The organism is Deinococcus misasensis DSM 22328 (genome assembly GCF_000745915.1).
Lineage (GTDB): Bacteria > Deinococcota > Deinococci > Deinococcales > Deinococcaceae > Deinococcus_C > Deinococcus_C misasensis.
The window spans coordinates 1-21,222 of record NZ_JQKG01000020.1 but is presented as its reverse complement, the minus strand read 5'-3'; the positions used below and the strand labels follow the sequence as shown (position 1 = coordinate 21,222).

The 21,222-nt window shown below is 56.2% G+C and carries 19 protein-coding genes and 1 pseudogene; 10 read left to right on the top strand and 10 right to left on the bottom strand.

All coding sequences use genetic code 11. From position 1 onward, the window contains the following. Positions 1-17: 17 nt before the first annotated feature. The 5 genes from Q371_RS13945 to Q371_RS13925 form a co-directional block, all read right to left on the bottom strand. Positions 18-611 (bottom strand): hypothetical protein, encoded by a 594-nt coding sequence (locus tag Q371_RS13945; RefSeq protein ID WP_034341625.1) that lies wholly within the window; start codon positions 609-611, stop codon positions 18-20. Further along, entirely contained in the window at positions 604-2,166 is a 1,563-nt protein-coding gene (locus Q371_RS25795; RefSeq protein ID WP_051964392.1) for a GGDEF domain-containing protein, read from the bottom strand. Before Q371_RS25795 ends, Q371_RS13945 begins: the two co-directional genes overlap by 8 nt. A 108-nt stretch (positions 2,167-2,274) precedes the next feature. After that, entirely contained in the window at positions 2,275-2,466 is a 192-nt protein-coding gene (locus Q371_RS13935; RefSeq protein ID WP_034341624.1) for a hypothetical protein, read from the bottom strand. 10 nt (positions 2,467-2,476) lie between these two features. Continuing rightward, entirely contained in the window at positions 2,477-2,938 is a 462-nt protein-coding gene (locus Q371_RS13930) for an SRPBCC family protein (RefSeq protein WP_034341623.1), read from the bottom strand. A 255-nt stretch (positions 2,939-3,193) separates the two neighbouring features. Next, on the bottom strand, positions 3,194-4,240 hold the full coding sequence (locus Q371_RS13925) for a S1C family serine protease (protein WP_034341621.1): 1,047 nt from the start codon (positions 4,238-4,240) through the stop codon (positions 3,194-3,196). Between the two features lie 372 nt (positions 4,241-4,612). Between Q371_RS13925 and Q371_RS13915 the strand changes: the two genes are divergently transcribed. Genes Q371_RS13915 through Q371_RS13905 form a run of 3 tightly spaced genes read left to right on the top strand, consistent with a single transcriptional unit; the run spans position 4,613 to position 7,089 of the window. Next, complete coding sequence (locus Q371_RS13915; protein WP_034341618.1) at positions 4,613-5,278, top strand: response regulator transcription factor; 666 nt, start codon at positions 4,613-4,615, stop codon at positions 5,276-5,278. After that, positions 5,275-6,573, top strand: coding sequence for a sensor histidine kinase (locus tag Q371_RS13910; protein WP_034341616.1), 1,299 nt, complete (start codon positions 5,275-5,277; stop codon positions 6,571-6,573). The genes Q371_RS13915 and Q371_RS13910 overlap by 4 nt, the downstream gene beginning before the upstream one ends. Positions 6,574-6,624: 51 nt before the next feature. After that, positions 6,625-7,089, top strand: a complete 465-nt coding sequence (locus Q371_RS13905; protein WP_034341615.1) for a hypothetical protein — start codon at positions 6,625-6,627, stop codon at positions 7,087-7,089. Positions 7,090-7,104: 15 nt separating this feature from the next. Here Q371_RS13905 and Q371_RS13900 read toward each other — a convergent pair whose 3' ends face one another. After that, positions 7,105-8,433 carry a sensor histidine kinase gene (locus Q371_RS13900; RefSeq protein WP_084571434.1) on the bottom strand — a complete coding sequence of 443 codons (1,329 nt, stop codon included), beginning with the start codon at positions 8,431-8,433 and terminating at the stop codon, positions 7,105-7,107. Further along, on the bottom strand, positions 8,418-9,110 hold the full coding sequence (locus Q371_RS13895) for a response regulator transcription factor (RefSeq protein ID WP_281174311.1): 693 nt from the start codon (positions 9,108-9,110) through the stop codon (positions 8,418-8,420). The genes Q371_RS13900 and Q371_RS13895 overlap by 16 nt, the downstream gene beginning before the upstream one ends. A 275-nt stretch (positions 9,111-9,385) precedes the next feature. On the opposite strand from Q371_RS13895, the gene Q371_RS13890 reads away from it, so the two are divergent. From Q371_RS13890 to Q371_RS13875, 4 genes are all read left to right on the top strand, one after another. Next, entirely contained in the window at positions 9,386-9,817 is a 432-nt protein-coding gene (locus Q371_RS13890; protein ID WP_051964388.1) for a globin domain-containing protein, read from the top strand. Next, positions 9,814-13,008, top strand: coding sequence for an AfsR/SARP family transcriptional regulator (locus Q371_RS13885; RefSeq protein WP_034341613.1), 3,195 nt, complete (start codon positions 9,814-9,816; stop codon positions 13,006-13,008). Before Q371_RS13890 ends, Q371_RS13885 begins: the two co-directional genes overlap by 4 nt. A gap of 156 nt (positions 13,009-13,164) precedes the next feature. Further along, complete coding sequence (locus Q371_RS13880) at positions 13,165-13,359, top strand: DUF2188 domain-containing protein (RefSeq protein ID WP_034341612.1); 195 nt, start codon at positions 13,165-13,167, stop codon at positions 13,357-13,359. Positions 13,360-13,370: 11 nt separating this feature from the next. Next, positions 13,371-13,871: a DUF4385 domain-containing protein gene (locus tag Q371_RS13875; protein ID WP_051964386.1), complete on the top strand. Its 501-nt coding sequence runs from the start codon at positions 13,371-13,373 to the stop codon at positions 13,869-13,871. 13 nt (positions 13,872-13,884) lie between these two features. On the opposite strand, the gene Q371_RS13870 is transcribed toward Q371_RS13875, so the two are convergent. Continuing rightward, positions 13,885-14,499 (bottom strand): hypothetical protein, encoded by a 615-nt coding sequence (locus Q371_RS13870; protein ID WP_034341611.1) that lies wholly within the window; start codon positions 14,497-14,499, stop codon positions 13,885-13,887. Between the two features lie 335 nt (positions 14,500-14,834). On the opposite strand from Q371_RS13870, the gene Q371_RS13865 reads away from it, so the two are divergent. Together Q371_RS13865 and Q371_RS13855 are read left to right on the top strand one after the other, a co-directional pair. Next, the gene (locus Q371_RS13865) at positions 14,835-16,787 is read left to right on the top strand and encodes an APC family permease (protein ID WP_051964384.1); all 1,953 of its coding nucleotides are present in this window, start codon (positions 14,835-14,837) and stop codon (positions 16,785-16,787) included. A gap of 587 nt (positions 16,788-17,374) precedes the next feature. Beyond that, the gene (locus Q371_RS13855) at positions 17,375-18,604 is read left to right on the top strand and encodes an extracellular solute-binding protein (protein ID WP_034341682.1); all 1,230 of its coding nucleotides are present in this window, start codon (positions 17,375-17,377) and stop codon (positions 18,602-18,604) included. A gap of 91 nt (positions 18,605-18,695) precedes the next feature. Here Q371_RS13855 and Q371_RS13850 read toward each other — a convergent pair whose 3' ends face one another. Further along, entirely contained in the window at positions 18,696-18,869 is a 174-nt protein-coding gene (locus tag Q371_RS13850) for a hypothetical protein (protein WP_157442705.1), read from the bottom strand. A gap of 61 nt (positions 18,870-18,930) precedes the next feature. Here Q371_RS13850 and Q371_RS13845 point away from each other — a divergent pair, with 61 nt between their 5' ends. Further along, positions 18,931-20,724 carry an ABC transporter ATP-binding protein gene (locus Q371_RS13845; RefSeq protein ID WP_034341607.1) on the top strand — a complete coding sequence of 598 codons (1,794 nt, stop codon included), beginning with the start codon at positions 18,931-18,933 and terminating at the stop codon, positions 20,722-20,724. A gap of 156 nt (positions 20,725-20,880) precedes the next feature. On the opposite strand, the pseudogene Q371_RS13840 reads toward Q371_RS13845, so the two are convergent. Continuing rightward, a pseudogene (locus Q371_RS13840) lies at positions 20,881-21,222 on the bottom strand (IS4 family transposase); the annotation flags it as partial.

Genomic DNA, 21,222 nt, shown 5'->3' with positions numbered 1-21,222 from the left:
GGACATCCACAAAAGTTTCAGGGGATGCTGTGATGTTGCAAGGCTGGAAATGCTGCCACATGCTCCCAACGGATGGGGTACCCGGCCTGCAGGGTCACCCGGTACAGGTCCATGACCGTGCAGCGCGCCGTTCTGGGCAAGGGCAGAGGAAGGTCCTCTGGCAGCAAGTCTGGGCTTCTCCAGAGTTGCACCCCGGGTTGCCATGGGTTGTTGGTGCGGTAACTGAACGGTTCGTTGGGGGTGAACTCGCAGAACAGGGACACCAGAGAGGTGACTGTGGACCACACTTTGGTTTTCAGGTGGATCAGGGCCATGTTCTGTTCACCGTCTGGAAGCATGCTGGCATCCCACAGGTAACTTCCATCGGCGGTCCAGCGCTTGTCTCCGAGGTGCACTTCCACCGCCTGAAAATCCTGCAAACTGACCTGCAACCTCTGGATCAGGATGCCACAAGGCACACACGGCCTGAAAAAAGATTTGATGACGATCTGTGGGGGCATCAAAACCTGTGTGGGGTGCAACCTCTGGAAACGTTCGTGGAGGGGCGTCACGGCTTGTAAGGTGTCTGCATCGAGGCGCAAAAGCACGGCATAGGTGAGGTCTTCAGACATGGTCCTCCCAGGGGCCCACAATCCGGTTGCGGCCAGCGTTTTTGGCCCGGTACAGGCGTTCATCGGCCTGCATCAGGACCTGATCGATGGTTTCCAGTTTCATGCTGTCCGAAACCCCAAAACTCATGGTGATGGTGCGCCTGTCCAGCAGGCGGTGCCAGGGGTAACCGGAAAGCCTTTTCTGAATGCGTTCACAGGCCAGTTTTGCCCCGAGTGCCGATGCACCGGGCAGCAACAGCACGAATTCTTCGCCTCCGTAACGGGCCACCAGATCCCCCTGCCTGCGGTCCAGTTTGAGCAGGTCCGCAACAATTTTGAGCACCAGATCTCCGGTTTTGTGGGAGAAGGTGTCATTGACCGATTTGAAGTGGTCGATGTCCATCAGGACCACACTGCACTCTTCAGCGGAGCGTTTGACCCGGCCAAATTCCCGTTCAAAATGGGCAAAGAACAGCCTGCGGTTGGGAAGGCCAGTCAAAGGATCGGTGTTGGCAAGGCGTTCAAATTCCTCGGCTTGTTTTTCGAGGCGCTCGTAGAGGATTTCCCGTTCGGCATTCAGGTCGTAGAGCCTCTGGTAGGCTTCCTGAAGTTCCATGCGCATGGACTTCTGAAAATCGAAGTTCTGCTGGTTCTGGCGCACTTCCATGTTCATCAAGAGGGGTTCATGGGCAGAGGTGCCAGAGAACGCCACCTCCAGACGGGCGTATTCCAGCAGGTGACCTGCAGCCTCTGCCCTCGGGAGGCCTTTGAGACCGGCCAGCATGTAATGGGCTTGCCGCACGAAATGCACCATGCCCAGAGGTTCGGCCTGACGGATGATCTCTTTGAGGGTGGCCCGCGCTTCCTGAATGCGCGGGATGCTTTGCAAGGTCTGGGCCATGTTGAGCAGTTGCTGGATCTGGCCCGGAAGGTCCCCGGCCTGCTGGTACAGGTGGTGGTTTTCCTGATAGGCAAGCAGGGCTTCTTTGAACCGTTCGGTCCAGGTGTACACCCCGGCAATGCCATTCAGCAGGTCCACTTTTTGCTGGATGGGTGCATCTTCCGGCAAGCACACCATGCCCAACTGGAACAGCCTCAGCCCTTCCGGGTAAAGCTTCAGGGAGCACATCACATTTCCGAGGTCTTTGTACAGCAGTGCGGTGCTCTGGTCATCAAGGGAAATGCGGCCCGGCAATTCTGCCAGAAAAGCGTCCAGCGAGGTGTCCAAAATGCTGGTGGAGCACACGTCCAGCAAAACATCCCAGTCCAGTTTGCCCAGAGCCTGTTGCAACCCCAGCAGGGTCCACTGTTCGCCGCGGGCCTCTTCGTAGCGTTTGAGGGTTTGCAAGACCTCCACCATTTTGTGGGTGATGCGGCCGAGGGCACTTTCAGGAAATGGGACTTCTGCGGCGGTGAGCACCAGTTGCCGCACCCCGGCAAGCAATGCCAGTGCCTCTTCAGATTGGAGGCTCTGGTGCAGGCCATTGGCCACCTGCATGGCCTGCTGCACATGCTGCTCAGGGTCATGGGCCGGATTGAAGACAACAAGGTGGGCGTGTTCCGGGGGGATGCTCATGGGGTTCTCCATCCAGTGTACAGGCTGTGGGCCTGTCTCAGAAAGCAACATTTAGAGCGCCGGATACACTGTCCGGCGCTCTGGATCACTGGAACTGGGGGTGGTTTTTCACTCGGGTTTTTCGGTGAGGGCGTTTCTGGGGTTCCACTGCAAAAGCAGTTTGACCGGAAACCAGAACTCTTGACGTGCGTCGTCAGAAACCACCTGCACATATTCACCGTCGGTGCGTTGCACGGTGCCTTTGATCAGGTTGGGACACAGAACCAGGGTGCCTGCCGGGATAAACGTGTTGTTGTTCATGCTCTCTCCTTCAGGTGAAGGTGGGTCTTCCGGACACTTGCGCAGGCCTGTTGCCTGTGCCTTCGAGGTGGTCTTTCAACTTCTGCAGGGTCTGGTTTGTCATCTGGACAAACTGCTCCTTGCGAAGGCGGTGGGTGAAGATGGCCATGGGCCCAATCAGTGTGACTTCTTGAGTGACCTTGATGCCGTCACTGACTTTTTCCCAGCTTCGTTTGATGTTGAGTTCTACACCCATATTGTACTGATATGAGATCATCAGGCTAGACCCCGGATCACAGAGCAGAACTTTAAAGGTGTGCTCTGATCCACGCACAGTGGTGAGTTTTCCAGTGCTGCCAATGCGCAACACACTTTCACTGGAAGCCTTTTCGATGTCGGCGTCCCAGCTGGACCAGCCAGCAGGATTGGCCCACAAGGCCCAGAGTTCCTGAGGGGTGGTTTTCACAACCACACTGTTCTGATAGGCATGCATAATGGACCTCTTTCGAAAGTCAATATACTGCTGTGGCTATTAAAGTATTCTTACAGGCCGACTTGATTCTCTCTTAATGAAAGCGCTTTTGGTGAGAATAGAATGCAAATACATGCAGATTTATGAATGAATATGCTAAAAATCTTGTCATTGAGAATTTTGATTGATTTTGTTCATTTGAAGCATTTGACCCCTCAATCCACACAAAAGCGCCCTTTCGGGCGTCTTTGTTGCTACAGATGTTGCTACACCAGCTCAAATGGCATACCGGTTGCTGAGGGTCACTTTGACATTCAGGGTGCTCTGGCCCCTCTGAACTTTCAGGGACACCTGATCGCCCACTTTTTTGCCACGCAACACGGCGATCAGATCATCTGGCTCCTGAACGGCTTTCCCATCGATGGCCACAATCACATCCGCCTGACGGATCTGCTGGCGCATCCGGCCCGAGTCATCGCGGAATTCAGAGACCTCTGGAGCCTGAAGACCTGCTTTCTGTGCCCCGAGCCCTCTGGTCACATCGGTCACCATGGCCCCTGCGGTGTCCAGATAACTGCGTGCGTCGGCAATGCTCACACCAATCACTGGCACAGATTTTTTCAGACCAGCCTGCAGGTCCCTCACGATCTTGCTGTTGTTTTTGAGCGGCACGAAGTAACTGCTGAAATGCCCTCGACCACTGCTGATGGCGGTGCTCACCCCCACCACTTCACCGCTCTGGTTGAGGACCGGACCTCCAGAGTCACCGGGGGCCAAAGGCATGCTGGACGCCACCATGTTGGTCGGGAAAGACGCACTGAGGCTTGCTCCCAGAGCGGTGACTTCACCTGCACGGCCCCCATCAAAAGACCCTCTGGAGTTGCCAATGGCCACCACGCCGTCCCCCACACTGGGGGTCCGGGCAGCGAATTTGAGGCTCGGGAGGTTCTTGCCGTTGACTTTCAGCAGGGCCAGATCCTGAATTTCGTCATAGCCAACCAGTTTGGCAGTGTAGTCTTTGCCGTCATGGGTGGTCACGGTCAGGGTTTCAGAGGGGTCCCCAAGGGCAACGTGGGCTGCCGTCAGGATGTACCCATCTGAAGAGATGAAAAATCCACTGCCCAATCCCGAGTTGCCGATGTTCACCCGAACTGCAGCGGAAACGGTCTTCTGGTACACCTCTTCTAAGTTGTTTTGCAGCACCCTGATTTGCTGCTCGGGTGGCTGAAAAGTGTGCTGGACAGGTGCATCGTGACGGGCCAACCATGGAATGGCGGCCAGAGCGAGGGAAAGCGGAATCAAAAACACGGGAAGTCTGCGCATGTGCGGGCTCCTTGCAGGTGAATTTCAGTCAGGGTGTTGGGTCCTGTCGATGTTCTCAGGGTGAACAGAGGATGGTATTGGGTTCTTCATGCAGAACAGACCCTGATGGACCTCAGAATGAGGCAAGCCCGTTATGCTCCAGTTATGGTGGCCATAACCACGGGTTAACCCATTGCCTGTAAAATGCCGTCATCAGATGAGAAATGCTCACCTCTGGCACAGAAAAACCTCAAAAACCAGAGCCTAGAGCTTTTATCAGTGAAATACAACGATTCAAATGAATCCTTGTATTTCAAGAAACCCTTTCCAGAGAGACAACCTTTTATTCTTCTGTCAAATGCTCTGGTTTCCTGACCCCTGAAAAGAGACTCCATGCGCTTGCTGCTTGTCGAAGATGAATTCAACATTGCCCGTCCCCTGATCCGCGCTCTGGAAGCGCAAGGCCATCTGGTGCGTCATGCCCCGGACCTCACGCGTGCACGCGCCCTGTTTCTGGAATTCGAACCGGATTTGATGCTGCTGGATGTGCGCCTGCCGGAAAGCGAAGATGGGGGTTTTTTGCTGGCCAGAGAAGCCCGCAAAGCCGGTTACACCGGACCGATCCTGTTCATGACTGCACGAGACGCTCTGGAAGACCGGGTGATGGGCCTCGACGAAGGTGCAGACGATTACGTGGTCAAACCCTTCGACCTGCCCGAGTTGCTGGCAAGGGTGCGCGCCCTGCTCAGGCGGGTCCATGAGGTGCGCAGCAGTGTCCTTGTGCATGGCACGCTGGAAATGGACCTCACAAGGCGCAGCGTGAAGCACCAAGGGACGCTGGTGGAACTCTCCAGCCGTGAGTACGCCCTGCTCGAACGCTTCATGATGTCTCCCAGTCGGATTTACCGACCAGAGGAACTGGTGGATCTGGTGTGGGGCGAAGAGGCCAGCGATGCCGGAGTGGTGAAGGTGTATGTCCACCACCTGCGCAGCAAACTGGCCCCGCAGGTGATCAAAACCGTCTCGGGAGGCTACCGTCTGGGTCTGGAGGAGGTGTGAGCCTCAGGAGCCGTCTGGCGGTGTTCATCGCCCTGACCACCCTGATTGCCGTGCTGGTGCAGGGCACCCTCGGGTACCTGAGTTTCCAGCATCAGGTGTACTCCAGTCTGGACCGCGACCTGAACATTTACGTGCAGCAGTGGTCCCGCATGATCCGCCGTTCCAGCATGGACGAACGGGGTTTGCGTGAACTCAACAAAACCTACGAGGGCTACGTGACCCGGGTGCGCATCGTGCATGAAGGGGTGGTGCTGCGTTCTTTCGGGGATTTTCCGCCCGAGATTCCCTTGCCCACACTGGACCAGGCACCCACCACCTACGGGCAGTGGCGGGTGGTGACGTGGCCCGGACCCATCGACGATGAAGGCCAGATTGATTTTTTTGTGCAGGGGGCAATTTCCTCCAGAGAACTGTCCAGCAGCCTGACCAGTTACCAGCAAACCATGGTGCTGACCACCTTGCTGGTGACCTTGGTGGGAGCCGTGCTGGCCTTGCTGCTCAGCCGTCCTGCTCTGCGGCCTTTGCAGCACCTGCTGGACACCACCCGCAAAGTGGCCCACTCTGGCGACCTGTCCCTCCGGGTCCCTCAGGACGGGCAGGGCGAGTTGCGTGAACTCAGCGAAACCTTCAATGAAATGCTGGACCGCCTCTCTGCCTACCGCACCCGCGAAACCGAATTCACCCGCAACGCCTCACACGAACTGCGCACCCCCCTGACCGCCATGAAACTGCATCTGGGAAGCTGGAAAGCCGGATACGCCAACCCAGAGGAAACCCTCGGCACCATCGAAGAAGAGGTGGAACGCATGGCCCGCCTGAGCGAATCCCTGCTGACCTTGGCCCGGGAAGGGCGCAGCCACAAAGTCCATTTCGATGTGGCCGAACTGGCCCGCGAAACCGCCACCAGCCGCAAAGTGCTCTGGTCTGGACCCGAGGAGCACATCCTGTGCGGAGATCCCCTCCTGATCCGTCAGGCCCTCCTGAACCTGCTCACCAACGCCGAGCACCACGCACCACAGGCAGAAGTGCAGGTCTCTTTGCGCAAAGAGACCCTGCAAGAACAAGAGTTCGCTGTCTTGCAGGTGAAAGACTCTGGACCGGGACTCTCGGATGAAGCCCTTTCCAGAGCCACCGAAACCTTTTACCGGGCGCCGGGCACCCGCACTCCCGGCAGTGGCCTCGGGCTGAGCGTGGTGGCACAAGTGGCTGCTGTGCACGAAGGGGAAGTCAAACTGTTTCGCAACGAACCGCAGGGTCTGGTGGTGGAGGTGTGGCTCAAAAACCCTGCAAATTGAAGGACACTCAAAGTGCAAGGAGCAAGACGAACCAGCAGAGTAAACTGAACCATGGCTTTTCGTACGCTCAGGGCTTCTGATGTAGCTGTGGTGGCTGCTCTGATTCAGGAGACCCGGCAATCTCATGTTTTTCTTTTTGGAGAGAAAGAGCTTCTGGCCTTGCTTGAAGCAGATGGCAAACAACAATGCTTCGTGTGGGATGAACAGGGCATTCAAGGGGCGTATTTCATGAACTGGGAACCTGAAGGGGTTTCCGTCCCTGAAACAACGAATTTCTGTTTTCTGGACCGCATGTTCTGGTCCTCTGAACATCATTTTGATTTTGCACACCGTCTTTTTCTGTTTTCGGCACAATTTGAAGCCACCCTCAGGGGATTTGATGACCTGATCCTTCCCAGCCTTTTTGCTCTGGGAGGCACACAACCTTACCTTGATCTGGGAGGTGAAGAAGTGCAATTCCATGAGCTGAGCGGAATGCAGATACACAGCAAAGGCATCCGCTTCCATTTGCACTGATGGGCCTTATGTTTTTCAAACCTGCAACTCCACCAGAAAAACCGCCCCAGAGCCCTTCTGGTTCCACGCCCTCACCCGCCCACCATGCAACTCGGTCAGGGTGCGCACAATGGCCAGCCCGAGTCCGGTGCCTCCGGTGCCCCGGTTGCGTGAGCCGTCTGCCCGGTAGAAACGTTCGAAGATGTGTTCCAGTGCATGCTCGGGAATGCCGTGACCAGAGTCCTGCACCTGGATGTGCACGGTGTCCTGCTTGCGGGTCACTTGCACCTGAATTTGGCCCTCGGGTGGGGTGTAACGAACAGCATTTTCCAGCAGGTTGCTGATCACCTGCGCCAATCGGTCGGGGTCTCCGGGAATCAGGATGGTTTCATGGCTGGTGTGCACCTCCACATTGACGTTTTCCCGGTGGGCGATGGTCTGGTATTCGCTGACCACGTTTTCCACCAGAGCGGCGATGTCCACCACCTGTGTGCTGAGGTCCAGTTTTCCTGCGTCTGCAAGGGAGAGGGTGCGCAGGTCGTCCACCAGTCGGGACAGCAGGTTGGTTTGGACCTGCAACCTCTGGATGGATTGCAGGTCCAGAGGAACGATGCCGTCTTCGAGGGCGTCCAACTTGGCTTTCATCACCGCAATGGGGGTGCGCAGTTCATGGGCGATGTCGGCAATCATGTTTTTGCGTTCCTGCTCCTGCCTTTCCAGCGTTTCGGCCATCCGGTTGAAGTGCTGGGTGAGGTGGTACACCTCATCTTGTTGGGGCCTGCGCACTTTGCGCATTTTGACTCGGGTGCTGAGGTCTCCCGAGCTGACTTGCGCTGCTGCGTGGGCCACCGATTCCAGAGGCCGCGCCAGACGGCGGGAAAAGTACACCGAGAGTCCTGCCCCCAGCAGGCATCCAATCAAGGTGGACCAGAGCAGTGAGATTTGCAGGTCGTCCCTGAGGCGCAAGCCTTTGGGAACCCGCACGGTGCGGGGTTGTTCAAAAAGCACATTCCAGTTTTGTTGAGGTGTGTACAGGGGGGTGACCCAGTTGAGGTTGGCCAGTGGGCCTTTCGGTGTGTAAGCCCCAGAGGGGGCACCATTGCCCACCACCTGAAAACGGACCTCCCCGTCATCCCGGTTCGGGGCAGGTGGTCCTGCATTTCGATAGAAACTGTCGCCCTTTTGCTGCAAAACCTGCTTGAGGTTGGGGGGCAGTTTCTCAAAACGTTGCCATGCCTGATACTGCATGAACCCCACCGTGATCAGGTTGGTGAGCAGCACCACCGCCAGGGTCATCAGGCTGAGTTTGCCTGCGATGCTGTAAATCGAAGGCTTGCGGAATGGAAATTTCAGTGGTCGAGCCACAGTCGGTACCCCACCCCCCTCACGGTTTCCAGCATGCCCACCGCTCCGGTTTGCTCCAGTTTGCGGCGCAGGTTTTTCAGGTGGGTGTCCACCACCCGTTCCAGAGCGTCCGAGTTGGGCAGCGAAGCCTCCAGCAGTTCCGCTCTGGAGCAGGCCCTGCCCGGATGCCTTGCGAGGTATTCCAGCAAGCGAAATTCAGCAGGGGTCAGGTCAAGGCGCAGCCCGTCCATGCGGGCCACCATGGCGTTCGAATCGATTTCCAGCAAGCCAAGACGGATCACACTCTGGGTTTGTTGCTGGGTGCGCCTGAGCACCGCTTTGACCCGCGCAACCACCTCTCTGGGCGAGAAGGGTTTGACCACGTAATCGTCTGCCCCGAGTTCCAGACCCAGCAGTTTGTCGAGGTCTTCGGCTCTGGCGGTCACCATGATCACCGGGGTCAGGTGCTTGTGACGGATGGTTTTCAGCACATCAAAACCACTCAGGCGTGGCAACTGGATGTCCAGAAGCACCAGATCCGGCTGGGCGGCCCGGAACAGGTCGAGGGCCCGTTCGCCATCCATGGCATGCTCGGTGCGGAACCCGTCCCTTCTCAGGTAGGCTTCCATCAGTTCGAGCATTTCGGGTTCATCTTCCACCACCAGAATCAGTGGACTGGTCTTGGTCAACGTTTGCACGGGTGTATTGTGCACCAGAGTTGTGAAGATCCCAACAGTGAAATGTGGAGATTTGATGGAGATCGCAGAAAGGATGCAGCACCATCCCCTTCCCCTGCACTCCGGGAAAACCCTGAGGCATCATTTTCTGTTTCCCAATGGGACCTGCACCGAATTCAAAAACACAAGTTCATATTCCAGAAAGGACTTGATTGATCTCTGGGCCTCTTGATTTCAAAATGTTGTGCCCATGGATGGTTGTCTTTTGCAGGTTTGCCCCTCATCATGAGAACACCATGACGGTCCTGACTGCCCGGCACATCACCCTGATTCAGCGCACGTTCCATGACCTGATCCCACAAGACCCCGAGATGGAAGTGTTCTTCGGAGACATCTTTTACCGGAAACTCTTTGCCATCAACCCCGAGTTGCGTCCCCTCTTTCACATTGGCATTGCCGAGCAAGCCCACCGTCTGGTGACCATGCTGCGCTGGATGGTGGAGCACATCCCTTCTGAGCAGGAATTTCACACGCAGGTGGCCGCTCTGGGCACCCGCCATGTGGGGTATGGGGTGCTGCCCGAGCATTACATGCAGGTTGGAGAGGCCCTGATCTGGGTCTTTCAGGAAACCATGGCCGAGGATTTCACCCCTGAACTCAAGCAGGCCTGGCTGGAGGTTTTTCAGACCATCACCGAAACCATGCAGGGGCAGGAGGCACCCAGATGACCTTGCGTGTGCAGCTTCTGGGGCCTTTCCGGGTGTGGTTTCAGGAAAGTGCACTGCCGGACAAAACCCTCAACCGCAAGAAGGTGCGTTCGGTCTTCAAAATGCTGGCCTTGCACCCGGAGCACCGCCTCCAGAAAGACCGCCTGATCGAGGAACTCTGGGCAGAACTCGAACCCGAGCAGGGGGCCGCGCAGCTGTACAACGCCCTGTACAACCTCCGCAAAGCCTTCCAGCCGTTTCAGGGCATCGAGGTGGGCCTCTCTCGGGGCGAAATTGTGCTCAGTGCAGAGGGGGGCGTGCTGGTGGATGCCCTCGATTTCGAAAAAATCACCCTGACCGCCCTCAAAAGCCGGGCTTTTCAGGACCTCTTGACGGCGGTGAACCTGTGGACCGGAGATTTCAGCCCGGAAGACCTGTACGACGACTGGAGCGAGCCTTACCGCATGCGCTTCACCGACCTGCGCCTGCAACTCTTGCTGGTGCTCGGGGAGGAAGCGCTTCAGCAGGGCAATCTGGACCGGGCACAGCAGGCTTTTTCCAGCGTTCTGGAAGTCTTTCCGGCCAGTGAGGGGGCACATCTGGGCCTGATGCGGATCTGCTTCCTGCTGAAAAACCGGGACCACCTGATCAAACAGCACGAGCGGTACACCACCAGCACTTTTGAAGAACTGGGAGAAGGCCCAGCAAAACACGTTCAGGAAGCCTTCGAATCCATGAAAGCAGAACTGGAAAAAGTGCCTGTGGTCCTGCCCCAGAGCATCACGGTTCAGCTTCCGGGTCGGGCAGCAGAACTTGAGCAGTTGCACACCCTGCACCAGCAGGGGGCCAGACTGATCACCATTGTGGGAATGGGCGGGCAGGGGAAAACCCGTCTGGCCCACACCTTCAGCGAAAGCCTGCACCTGCATTCACTCTTCATCTCGGCGGCCCAATGCAAAACCCTTGAAGACCTGCTGGAACGCCTGCGTCTGGATTTGCAGGTCAAAGAGGAAACCGCCAGTGTGCTGGACGTGCTGCTCTCCAGAGGAAAAGTCCTGCTGGTGCTGGACAACGTCGAGCAAGTGTTGGGTCTGGAAAACTGGTTGCAGCAGGCCCTGGACCGCCTGCCCGAGTTGACGGTGGTCTGCACCTCCCGCAGGACCCTGAATGTGCCTCAGGAAAAGCTGCTGGAACTTCAGGGCCTCAGGGACCGTGACGCCATAGACCTGTTTTGCAGTGTGGCCCGCAAAACCCGCACAGATTTTGTGTGCACACCTCAGGATCAGGAGGTCATCCGAACCCTCTGCCAGCACCTTGGAGGCTCCCCTCTGGGCATCGAACTGGCTGCAGGATGGGTGCGCCTGATGGAGGTGCAAGACATCCTGAACGAAATGCAGGAAGGGCTGGATTTTCTGGATGCAGGCACCCCCAAAAGCCTGATGCAGGTCCTGAAAGGCACATGGGAGCGCCTGAACGAACACGAGCAGGAAGCCCTGAAAGCCCTGAGCACCTTTGCAGAAGGATTCACGGTGCTGCAAGCCAAAAACACCTTTCAGATTCGGCCTCCAGTGCTGCTTTCCCTGTCACAGTTGGGTCTGGTGAACAAACAGGACATGACCCTGAGTTTGCACCCACTGATCCGGCAACTGGCCCGCAGCCACCTTCCAGAGAACAGCCCCCATCTGGAAGCCCATGCCCGGCACCATCTGGAAGTGCTGTCCAGAAACCACCTGATCCTGAACGGTGCAGACCGCCCGGCTTACCTGACCGCTCTGGAACACACCCGGCACATGATGCCAGACGTGCTGCTCGCCATGCAGTACAGCCAGACCCACCTTCCAGAGCTGTTCATGGAAGCCTGTCCTGCTTTCAGTGAAGCGTGCCTGTTTTCTTTTTTGAGCGTCTCGGGTCTTCAGATGCTGCAACAAGCCCAGCAACATCCCAGAGCGGATGTGCAAAGCGTGGTGCACCTGTGCCTCGGGGAAATGCACGTCTGGCTGGGCGATGTCGTCACAGGCCTGGCGTGCATTGAAAAGTGCGATCCCACCCAACTGCCCGAAAGCTTGCGTTTCCGCTGGTACCTGCACCGGGGTCTGATTGCTGAACGCAAAGGGCAATTTCAGGAAAGTCTGGAGTGGATGCAGCAAGGCCTGAACGTCGCCACCACCGAAGCGGCGCAAGGTCGGCTCTACATGCAGATGGGAGACGCTTACGCTGCCAAAAGCCGTTTTCAGGAAGCTTCAGAAGCCTACACCAAAGCAGGCATGCTGACGGTCACCCAGAACAATCCCCGCCTGTATGCCTCATGGATCATGCGGCTCGGGACACTGGCCGGGCGCACCGAAAACTGGTCCACCGCAGAAGAACGTTTCCTGAAAGCCATCGAAGCGTTCAAAGCACTGGAAGACACCGGAAACCTCAACCGGGCCATCAACAACCTGAGCATGGTGTACCTGAACACCGGGCGCTACGAGGAAGCCAGAGATCAGGTGCTGGGTTCTCTGGCACGGGCACGGCTTTTTCACAGTCCGGGCACCCTGACTGCACTGCTGAACAACCTCAGTGTGGCGAGTCTGGCCTGCGGAGACCTGAAAACCGCTCTGGAAAGCAGTCAGGAGTCCCTGAAAATTTGCCGCGAAAGCGGGTTTTCACGGCGCATTCCCTCTTGCTTGCTGCATCTGGCCGACATCCATCTGGCGTCCAGAGAACCCGAACTGGCCCGCATGGTGCACCTTGAAGCCCGTCCGTTGTTTCAGGGCTGGAATCCGCTCAGCCAACTGGACAACCTGATGGGGGCAGCCTGGGCCAGCACCGAACTGGGAGATGTGGCTCTGGCAGAAGAACTCTTGCAGGAGGCCGAATCACTGGTGTCGCAACACCCCTCCAGACTGTTTCGTTTTCTGGCCACCCGAGCCCACCTGCAAACCCGCACAGGCCATCCTGATGGCTTCAAAACCGTGCAGCAGGCACTCAAGACTTGCAACCCAGTCAAAGATGTGCTCTCTCTGGGATGGCTGCTTCCTGCAGTGATGGCCGTTTTGCCCGAGCCGCAAGTCCAATCTTTTGCAAGTCTGCTTTTGGGATCACAGAAGGTGTACTGGCTCCACAAAAAATGGGCTTCACAAATTGGGGCAACTCCAGCAGAAGGCAGTTTTGAAAGCTGGTTGGAACAGGTGCAAGGCACACCGACCAGAACGCAAGCCAACACCTGAAATTCGAGCCACCTCCAGAGCTCAAAACCACCACGCTGAAGGGGTGCAACCCACTGCATCAGCGTGGTTTTTGGATTTGGTCTTCCCTTCAGACGGGACCAAATCCCACAGTAAGGCAACCCTCTGGCTTTCTATGCTGGACGGCAGGAGGTCACCATGCCGTGGAATGAACATGATTATCCGCAATCCTTGAAAAACTTTAATCCTGAGGTGCGCAACAAAGCCGTGGAAATCGCCAATGCCCTGCTGGAAGAGGGCTTTGAGGAAGGAAGCGCCATTGCCATCGCCACCGACCGGGCCGAAGATTGGGCCAAAAACCGGGGCATTCCCATCCGTCAGGATGAAGGCTGACTTTTCTTGCCATGCCCCGCACCAAGCTGAAAGCGTCCAGCACACGCCTGACCACCCCCAACAAGAAGTTTGATTACTCGCTGGATTACCCCAACCTGAACCTCAGGGAGCACCCTGAGCTGTACCGGGTCGGGGTGGGTGAGCAGGGGGTGCTGCTGGTTGAGCCATACAAATCTGAAATTCTGCCCCTCTGGCGTTTCAAAGATCCAGAAACTGCACGTGAGAGCAGCGAACAGATTCACACCCTGTTTTTAAAGTATCTGGCCGACCATGATTTTGTGGGGGCAGACATGGCCCGCAAATTCCTGCAGATGGGTTACACCCGCGCAAGGCGTTACGCGAACCACCGCTCAGGTCGCAAGTACGATCCGAAAACCGGCGAGGTTTTGCCTCTGGAAACCGATCCCGTCAAGGCGGAAGCCGCCGAGATTTTCAAGAAGGTCTGGCACACCGCAAGGGACCATCTGGAGTATCAGGCCCTGCTGAAAGACCACAAAAACCGATATGGCTGAGTGAGGCGTAAATTCACTGAACGGTCACACCCGCTTCCAGACGGTAGCCGTTTTTGACCATGTCTTCTTCCAGATGGTGAATCTGGCGGTAAATCTGATCGGCCCTGGAAAACAGGTTCTCCAGCTCTGGGTCCACAATTTTGAGGTTCTTCAGGATGGTGGGCAGGCGTTCCAACGTGAAATGGCTGCGCACAATTTCTTCAATGCGTTTGCTGGTGTAACGGTAGAAAGCCCGCAAGGTGCGGGTCGGTTCACCCGAGATGCTTTGCAGTTTGAGCCAGATGCCCTTTTTGCCTTCACCTGACATCACTGCGTCCATGAAAGCATTGAGGTGGCGTTGTCTGGACTGCTGCAACAGGAGGGTTTGCACATCATACAGTTCTTGATAGAGGCCTTCATACAGTTCGGCATCTCTTTTTTTCACCACGCGCACATACATGGAAAAAGGAGACTGGAACTTGTGGATGCGCCTTGCAGAGAGTTGCATGACTTGAAAGGCACGGTCACACACCACGCAATCGATGTGGTATGTGGTGATGGGCCCACCTGTTGGATGTTCCGTGGTGCTGGTGGTCACCGTGCTGCGGGAACATGGACAGGGGTACTTGCGTTCATAGATGTGGACCATGATGATACTTTACCTTGTGGAACACAAAAGTAAAGCCTTTGTAAATGAGGTTGGTTTATCTTTGCTTCACTTGTTTTACATGACCGGCCATGATTTCAGTTTTGCCTCAGGGGTTTGATCAAGGGTTTTCAAAGACCCACACTGTGTTTGATAGACAAGTGCATTGATGAATGCAGCGCCTCAAAGTTTTCAATCATCAGCCCCACTTCAGACCCGTGGCAACCGGCCTGAAAACTGCTACGATGGCAAACGGAATTCGAATTGGGAACCGATTTCCACAACACACGTAAAACCCTCTAGGAACTCACACCTCACAGCCTTTCAAAGGATCGGACATGCCGAAAACCAAAATGCCTTCCCGCCCACAGTCGCCCCTCATGAAGTGGCTGCTGCAAGGCCAAAACCAGAACATTGAAGGCCCCTTCGAGGCCGAAAGCAAAGCCGAAAAACACACCCACCCCTGGTACCAGGTGATGTGCCTGACCGGGGTGGACTACTTTTCCACCCTCGGATACCAGCCAGGCATTGCAGCTCTGGCGGCAGGGGCACTCAGCCCGTTTGCCACACTGGTGCTGGTGATCGTCACCCTGTTTGGGGCGCTTCCCATGTACCGCCGGGTTGCCGAAGAATCCCCGCACGGAGACGGATCCATCAGCATGCTGGAAAGGCTGCTCAGCTTCTGGCAGGAAAAATTTCTGGTGTTGATCCTGATTGGCTTTGCCCTGACCGGGTTCATCATCACCATCACCCTGTCGGCAGCGGACGCCACCGCCCACATCATCGAAAACCCTCTGGTGCCCAAATCGCTGGACCATCCGGTACCCATGACCCTGCTCTTGATTGCCCTTTTGGGAGGGGTCTTCCTGAAAGGCTTCAAAGAGGCCATCGGCATCGCCATTTTTCTGGTGGTCTTGTACCTCGGGCTCAGTGGGGTGGTCATTGTCGAAGGCTTCTACAACATGTCCCAGCACCCCGAGTACTTCCAGAACTGGACCGAGCGGGTGTTCCAGTCCCACAACTGGTGGTCCGTTTTTGGAACCAGTTTGCTGCTGTTTCCTTACCTGGCTCTGGGGCTCTCGGGATTTGAAACCGGCGTGCTGGTGATGCCCCAGATTCGAGGCAAAGCCGGGGACACCCCTCAAAAACCCACCGGGCGCATTCAGAACGGCAAGAAATTGCTGACCGGCGCAGCCGTGATCATGAGCGTGATGCTGCTCTGTTCAAGCATCGTCACCACCATGCTGATTCCAGCAGCAGAGTTCCAACCCGGCGGAGAGGCCAACGGGCGCGCTCTGGCTTACCTTGCCCACGAGCACTTCAGCACCTGGTTTGCCACCCTGTACGACATTTCGACCATTCTGATCCTGTGGTTTGCAGGCTCCAGTGCCATGGCCGGCCTCCTGAACATCGTGCCCCGCTACCTGCCCAAATACGGCATGGCCCCCGAGTGGACGCTGGCCAGCCGTCCTCTGGTCCTGATTTTCACCACCATTGCTTTTGTGGTGACCATCATCTTCAAAGCCGATGTGAACGCACAAGCCGCCGCTTACGCCACGGGCGTGCTGGCCCTGATGGGTTCCGCTGCGATTGCCACCACCCTGTCTGCCAAACACAAAAAGCAGAAACTGCTCACCTTCTTCTTCGGGCTGGTCACGGTGGTTTTTGCCTACACCATCGCGGTCAACGTCTTCAAAGACCTCGGGGGTCTGAAAATCGCCGGGTTCTTCATCGTGCTGATCACCATCACTTCCCTGATTTCACGGGTGTTCCGGGCCACCGAACTCCGGGTCACCGAAGTCACTCTGGACGCCGAAGCCATGCGTTTTGTGCGTGAAGAGGCCCGCCACAACCACGGCAGAATCCGCATCATTGCCAACCGCAAGAACGCCGGAGATGAACGCGAGTACCGCCTGAAAGAAGCGCAGGTCCGCGACGACACCCACATCCCCGAGGACGATGTGGTGCTGTTTCTGGAAGTCAGCATCGATGACGCTTCCGACTTTGCACACCGTCTGGATTTGCAGGGGGTGCAAGTGGGACCGCACCGCATTTTGCGGGGCACCAGTTCCAGCATTCCCAACGCTCTGGCGGCCTCCCTGCTGCACATTCGCGACCAGACTGGACGGATTCCGCACATTTACTTCGGCTGGACCGAAGGGAACCCGGTCTTGTACCTCCTGAGGTTCATCCTCTTCGGAGAAGGAGACATTGCCCCAGTCACCCGGGAAATCCTGAGAAAAGCCGAACCCGATCCCCAGCACCGTCCTTACGTGCACGTCGGAGGTTGAAGCCTTCACCGTTGGAGTTTGCTCTTGCAATTTGAGCGGCAAGCACTTCATACTCAAGAAGCCCCTATTTGAATCGATTGGAGAAACCGCTGGAAGTCCAGAGGCCTCCTGAAAATGCCCGGAGTTGGTCCGGGCATTTTGCTTTTTGCGGTTTTGCTTTTTGCGGTTTTGATTTTCGAACAGTGTTCATTGAAACGTCCATTGAAACACCCTGAAAGGTTGCAGATGTCTGCATTCTGCTTGAGAACTTGCACCCATTGAAGCTGAAAAAGAAACCCATCCTCATGGCTGTGCACCTTTTTTGAGGGTTTTCCTTCACCCTGAAAGAAATCAGAAAAGCCAGAGTGGCCTGCAAGCTGTCCCATCCCGAAAAACCTTGAAAAGAAAAAACAACGCCTGAAAACATTCCAGGGGTTTTCCTTCGTTCCCGCTTCCAGAACATGCAAGTCCAGCATGATGCCGAAGAATTTCCGCAATGGGGTTACACTGCAAAAGCAAACTTCAATTCAGACACCCATCTCCACCGGACTGCACCTGCACCGGGCCGTCCCTTTCGTGCCACGCGAAGTTTGCCTTCGGAGGAACACATGAGAAAACACACCCTTGTTTTGCTTGCTCTGGCTGCTGCAGGAAGCGCACAGGCCGCCACCCTCACCGTCAGTTGCTTCACCAACATGAATCAGGCCATCGAAGCCGCCATTCCCCTCTGGAAAAAACAGCACCCCGATGTGGACATCAAAGTCAGTGCTCTGGCCTACGGCGACCACCACAACGGCCTGACCACCGCTCTGGCCTCTGGAAATGGTGCCGGAGATGTGGCCTGCGTCGAGGTGGGCTTTGTGGCCAAATTTGGTGAGTCCGGCGGTCTGGAAGACCTGCTGAAAGCCCCTTACAACGCCAAGCAATACCAGAGCAAAGTCACGGGTTATGCGTGGGCACAATCCACCAACCCGGATGGAGGCATGTACGTGTTCCCAGCAGACATTGCCCCCGGCACCCTGTTCTACCGTGCGGATGTGCTGCAAAAAGCTGGCGTCACCACCTCTGCCCTCACCAAAAGCTGGGACAGTTATCTGGACGCTGGCAAGAAAATCAAAGACAAAACCGGCGCATATCTCCTCCACAACGCAGGATTTCTGGCACAGGCCTACATCCGTGCCCGGGTGGAAAGCGGAGAAAGCCTGTACTTTGATGCCAAAGGGCAGCCCCTTCTGAACAGCCCACGTTTCGTGCAGGCCCTGACCCTCGCCAAGAAAGCCCGCGACCTGAAACTCGATGCCAACATCGCCGAATGGTCTCCCGAGTGGACCGACATGCTGAACAAAGGGCAGATTGCCACCCAGCCTTTCGGTGCATGGTTCGAAGGCACCATGCGTGGCATGGTCCCCGAGACCGCAGGCAAATGGCGTTCCATCGACCTGCCCGAGCAAAGTTACGCCACCTGGGGCGGCAGCTTTCTGGCGATCCCCAAGCAAAGCAAAAACAAAGCTCTGGCGTGGGAATTCCTGAAATTCTTTGCCCTGAACAAAGAGGTGCAACTGAACTCCTTCAAAGTGAACAGTTCCCTCCCCTCCCTGAAATCCGCTCAATCGGATGCACTGTTCCGTCAACCTGTGGATTTCCTGGGTGGTCAGGTGGCCCGTCCCATGTGGGTGCGTGCTGCAAACAAGGTGAAAAGCGTGGAATCCCACCGCTTGGAGTCGGTGGCCAGTGACGCTTTCACCGCGGCCCTCAATCAAGTTCTGAACGATGGAAAGTCCATTAAAGCTGCTCTGGACGATGCACAAAACCAACTGGTTCGCAGGCTGAACCGCTGAAAACAGAGCCAGATTCCAATGGATTTATTGGCCCCGAGGAGATCTCGGGGCTTTTTGATTGCAACCAGAGAGAGCCTTCCGCATTCAGCAGTCAGCCAGTAAGGAAGGTTTTCTTTCTGCCTTTTGAGCTTAAATCTGAGTGGCTTTCCATGGTCGTTTTTGTTTTTTCTATTGCCAAAAGCCTCAGGATGGTCTTTTTGCTGACAGCTGAGGGCTGACCGCTGAAAGCTTTTTCCGATGACATGCCAGAGGTCAGACGTTGCACGGACCCCCACATCCTGTGCCAGAGTCCATTTGTCTTCATCTCTGGGGAATACCATGGGAGGATGTTGCGCCCTCCTTCCGTTTCCAATGGCAAACCCGCACCACTGGGCCGCCAGAGTTTCTCTCAATTGCAGCGTTTGTTGAAGTACGCCAGACCCTACATGACCGGTCTGGTGGTGGCAGGGGTGGCCAGTCTGGTGTCCACCGCTTTCAATTTGATGTTCCCTCAACTGGTGGGTCGCCTGATTGACGCTTCTTTTCTGGAAGCCAACTTGAACCAGCTGAACCGCATCCTGCCCATTTTGCTGGGGGTTTTTGCAGGTCAAGCGGTGTTCACAGGGGTGCAGAATTACCTGATTGCCCGGGCCGGAGAAAGCGTGGTGGCAGACCTGCGCAAAGGGCTGTACCAGCACCTGCTGGGCCTCTCTTCAAAGTTCTTTGAGAACAACCGGACCGGAGACATCACCAGTCGGCTCACTTCGGACATTTCCACGGTGCAGTCGGTGGTGTCCACCACACTGGTGCAGGTGTTCACCATGCCAATTGTGCTGCTGGGCACGCTGGCGATTTTGTTTTTCACCAACTGGAAGCTGTCCCTGTTGATCCTGTCGGTGGTGCCTGCGGTGGCTCTGGTGGCCCGCATGCTGGGGAAACAAATCCGGCAGATGTCCAAAGCTTTTCAGGATCAGGTGGCCAAAGCGAACGCCCACGCCGAAGAGACCCTCTCTGGGGTGCGGGTGGTGCAGTCTTTCACCGCAGAAGCCTTCGAAGCCAGCCGTTACAACACCCTGATCGGGGCTTCTCTGAAAGTGGCCCTGAAGCGCGGCATGATCAGCGCTGTGCTGGGACCGATCATCCTCTTCTCGCTTTTCACGGCACTGGCTCTGGTGCTGTGGTACGGAGGGCGTCTGGTGGCCACGCAAGAAATCAGCCCCGGCCAACTGCTGACTTTTGTGCTGTACACCTTCAACATCGCGGGAACGGTGGGCACCCTGACCAGCATCTTCGCGCAAGTCCAGAGCGCTCTGGGGGCCTCCAGCCGAATTTTTGAATTGATGGACACCCAGACCGACCTGCCCGATCCTGCCCATCCCAAAGTGTTGGCCCATGTGACCGGCACCGTGAAATTTGAGGGGGTCAGCTTCGGATATGGGGACCGGGGTGAGGTGCTGCACAACCTGAATTTGCAGGCCAGCAGCGGTGAAGTGGTTGCCATCGTTGGCCCGAGCGGTTCAGGCAAAAGCACCTTGGTGTCCCTGATCCCGAGGTTTTACGACGTGACAGCTGGCCAGATTTTGCTGGACGGCACCGACATCCGCGAACTGGCCTTGCAGGATTTGCGAAACCAGATTGGCATTGTGCCTCAGGAAACCCTGCTGTTCTCTGGGAGCATCACCGACAACATCCGCTATGGGCACTTCGATGCTTCCGAAGAACAGGTCTTGCAAGCTGCGCAGGCCGCCAACGCCCATGAATTCATTCAGCGTTTCCCTGAAGGGTACCAGACGGTGGTCGGAGAACGGGGCGTCAAGCTCTCTGGAGGCCAGAGGCAGCGCATTGCCATTGCCAGAGCGCTCCTCAAAAACCCAAGGCTTTTGATTCTGGACGAGGCCACCAGTTCTCTGGACTCCGAATCGGAAACACTGGTGCAAGAGGCCCTCAACACCCTGATGCAAGGCCGTACCACCTTTGTGATTGCCCACCGCCTGTCCACCATTCGCAACGCTGACCGCATTCTGGTGCTGGATCAGGGACGCATCGTGCAGGAAGGCAAACACGAAGAATTGCTGGCTCTGGGGGGACTGTACCGGGACCTGTACGAACTGCAATTCAAGAACAACCCTTACCTTGCTTGAACAGGTGTCCATCAAAGAATCATAATGACCAGAGACATGTCCAGTTGTCAGCACATCAAGGGACAGTGAACACAACATGGAAAACCAGAATGTCCTTTATGATCTGAAAAACCTGTACCGAATCTTTGATCATCTTGATGGATTGATCGATGCTCCTCAGTACCCGACAAGTTTGGGGAACAAAAGCTGAAGGCCTTCCAGTAAAGCCCACAATGGCTTCCTGAATAACTCCAGCAGCAGAGAAATCCCCACCCGAAAGACACTCCGGGCCAAACGACCATGTTTCTTTTTTGGAATCTGAACCCTTTCGCCCAGTTTCACCGCCCACACGAACACCACTGCCAGTAGGCACACCAAACGTTCCAGGTGCCGAGCATCCGTCATGTGGGTGTTCTCCAGCCGAAAACCCAGAGACTTGAGGTTCTTGAAAAGACATTCAATCCGGAACCTTTTCAAATAACGTTCAAGCAAAAGGCCATCTGGAACGTTGGAAATCAC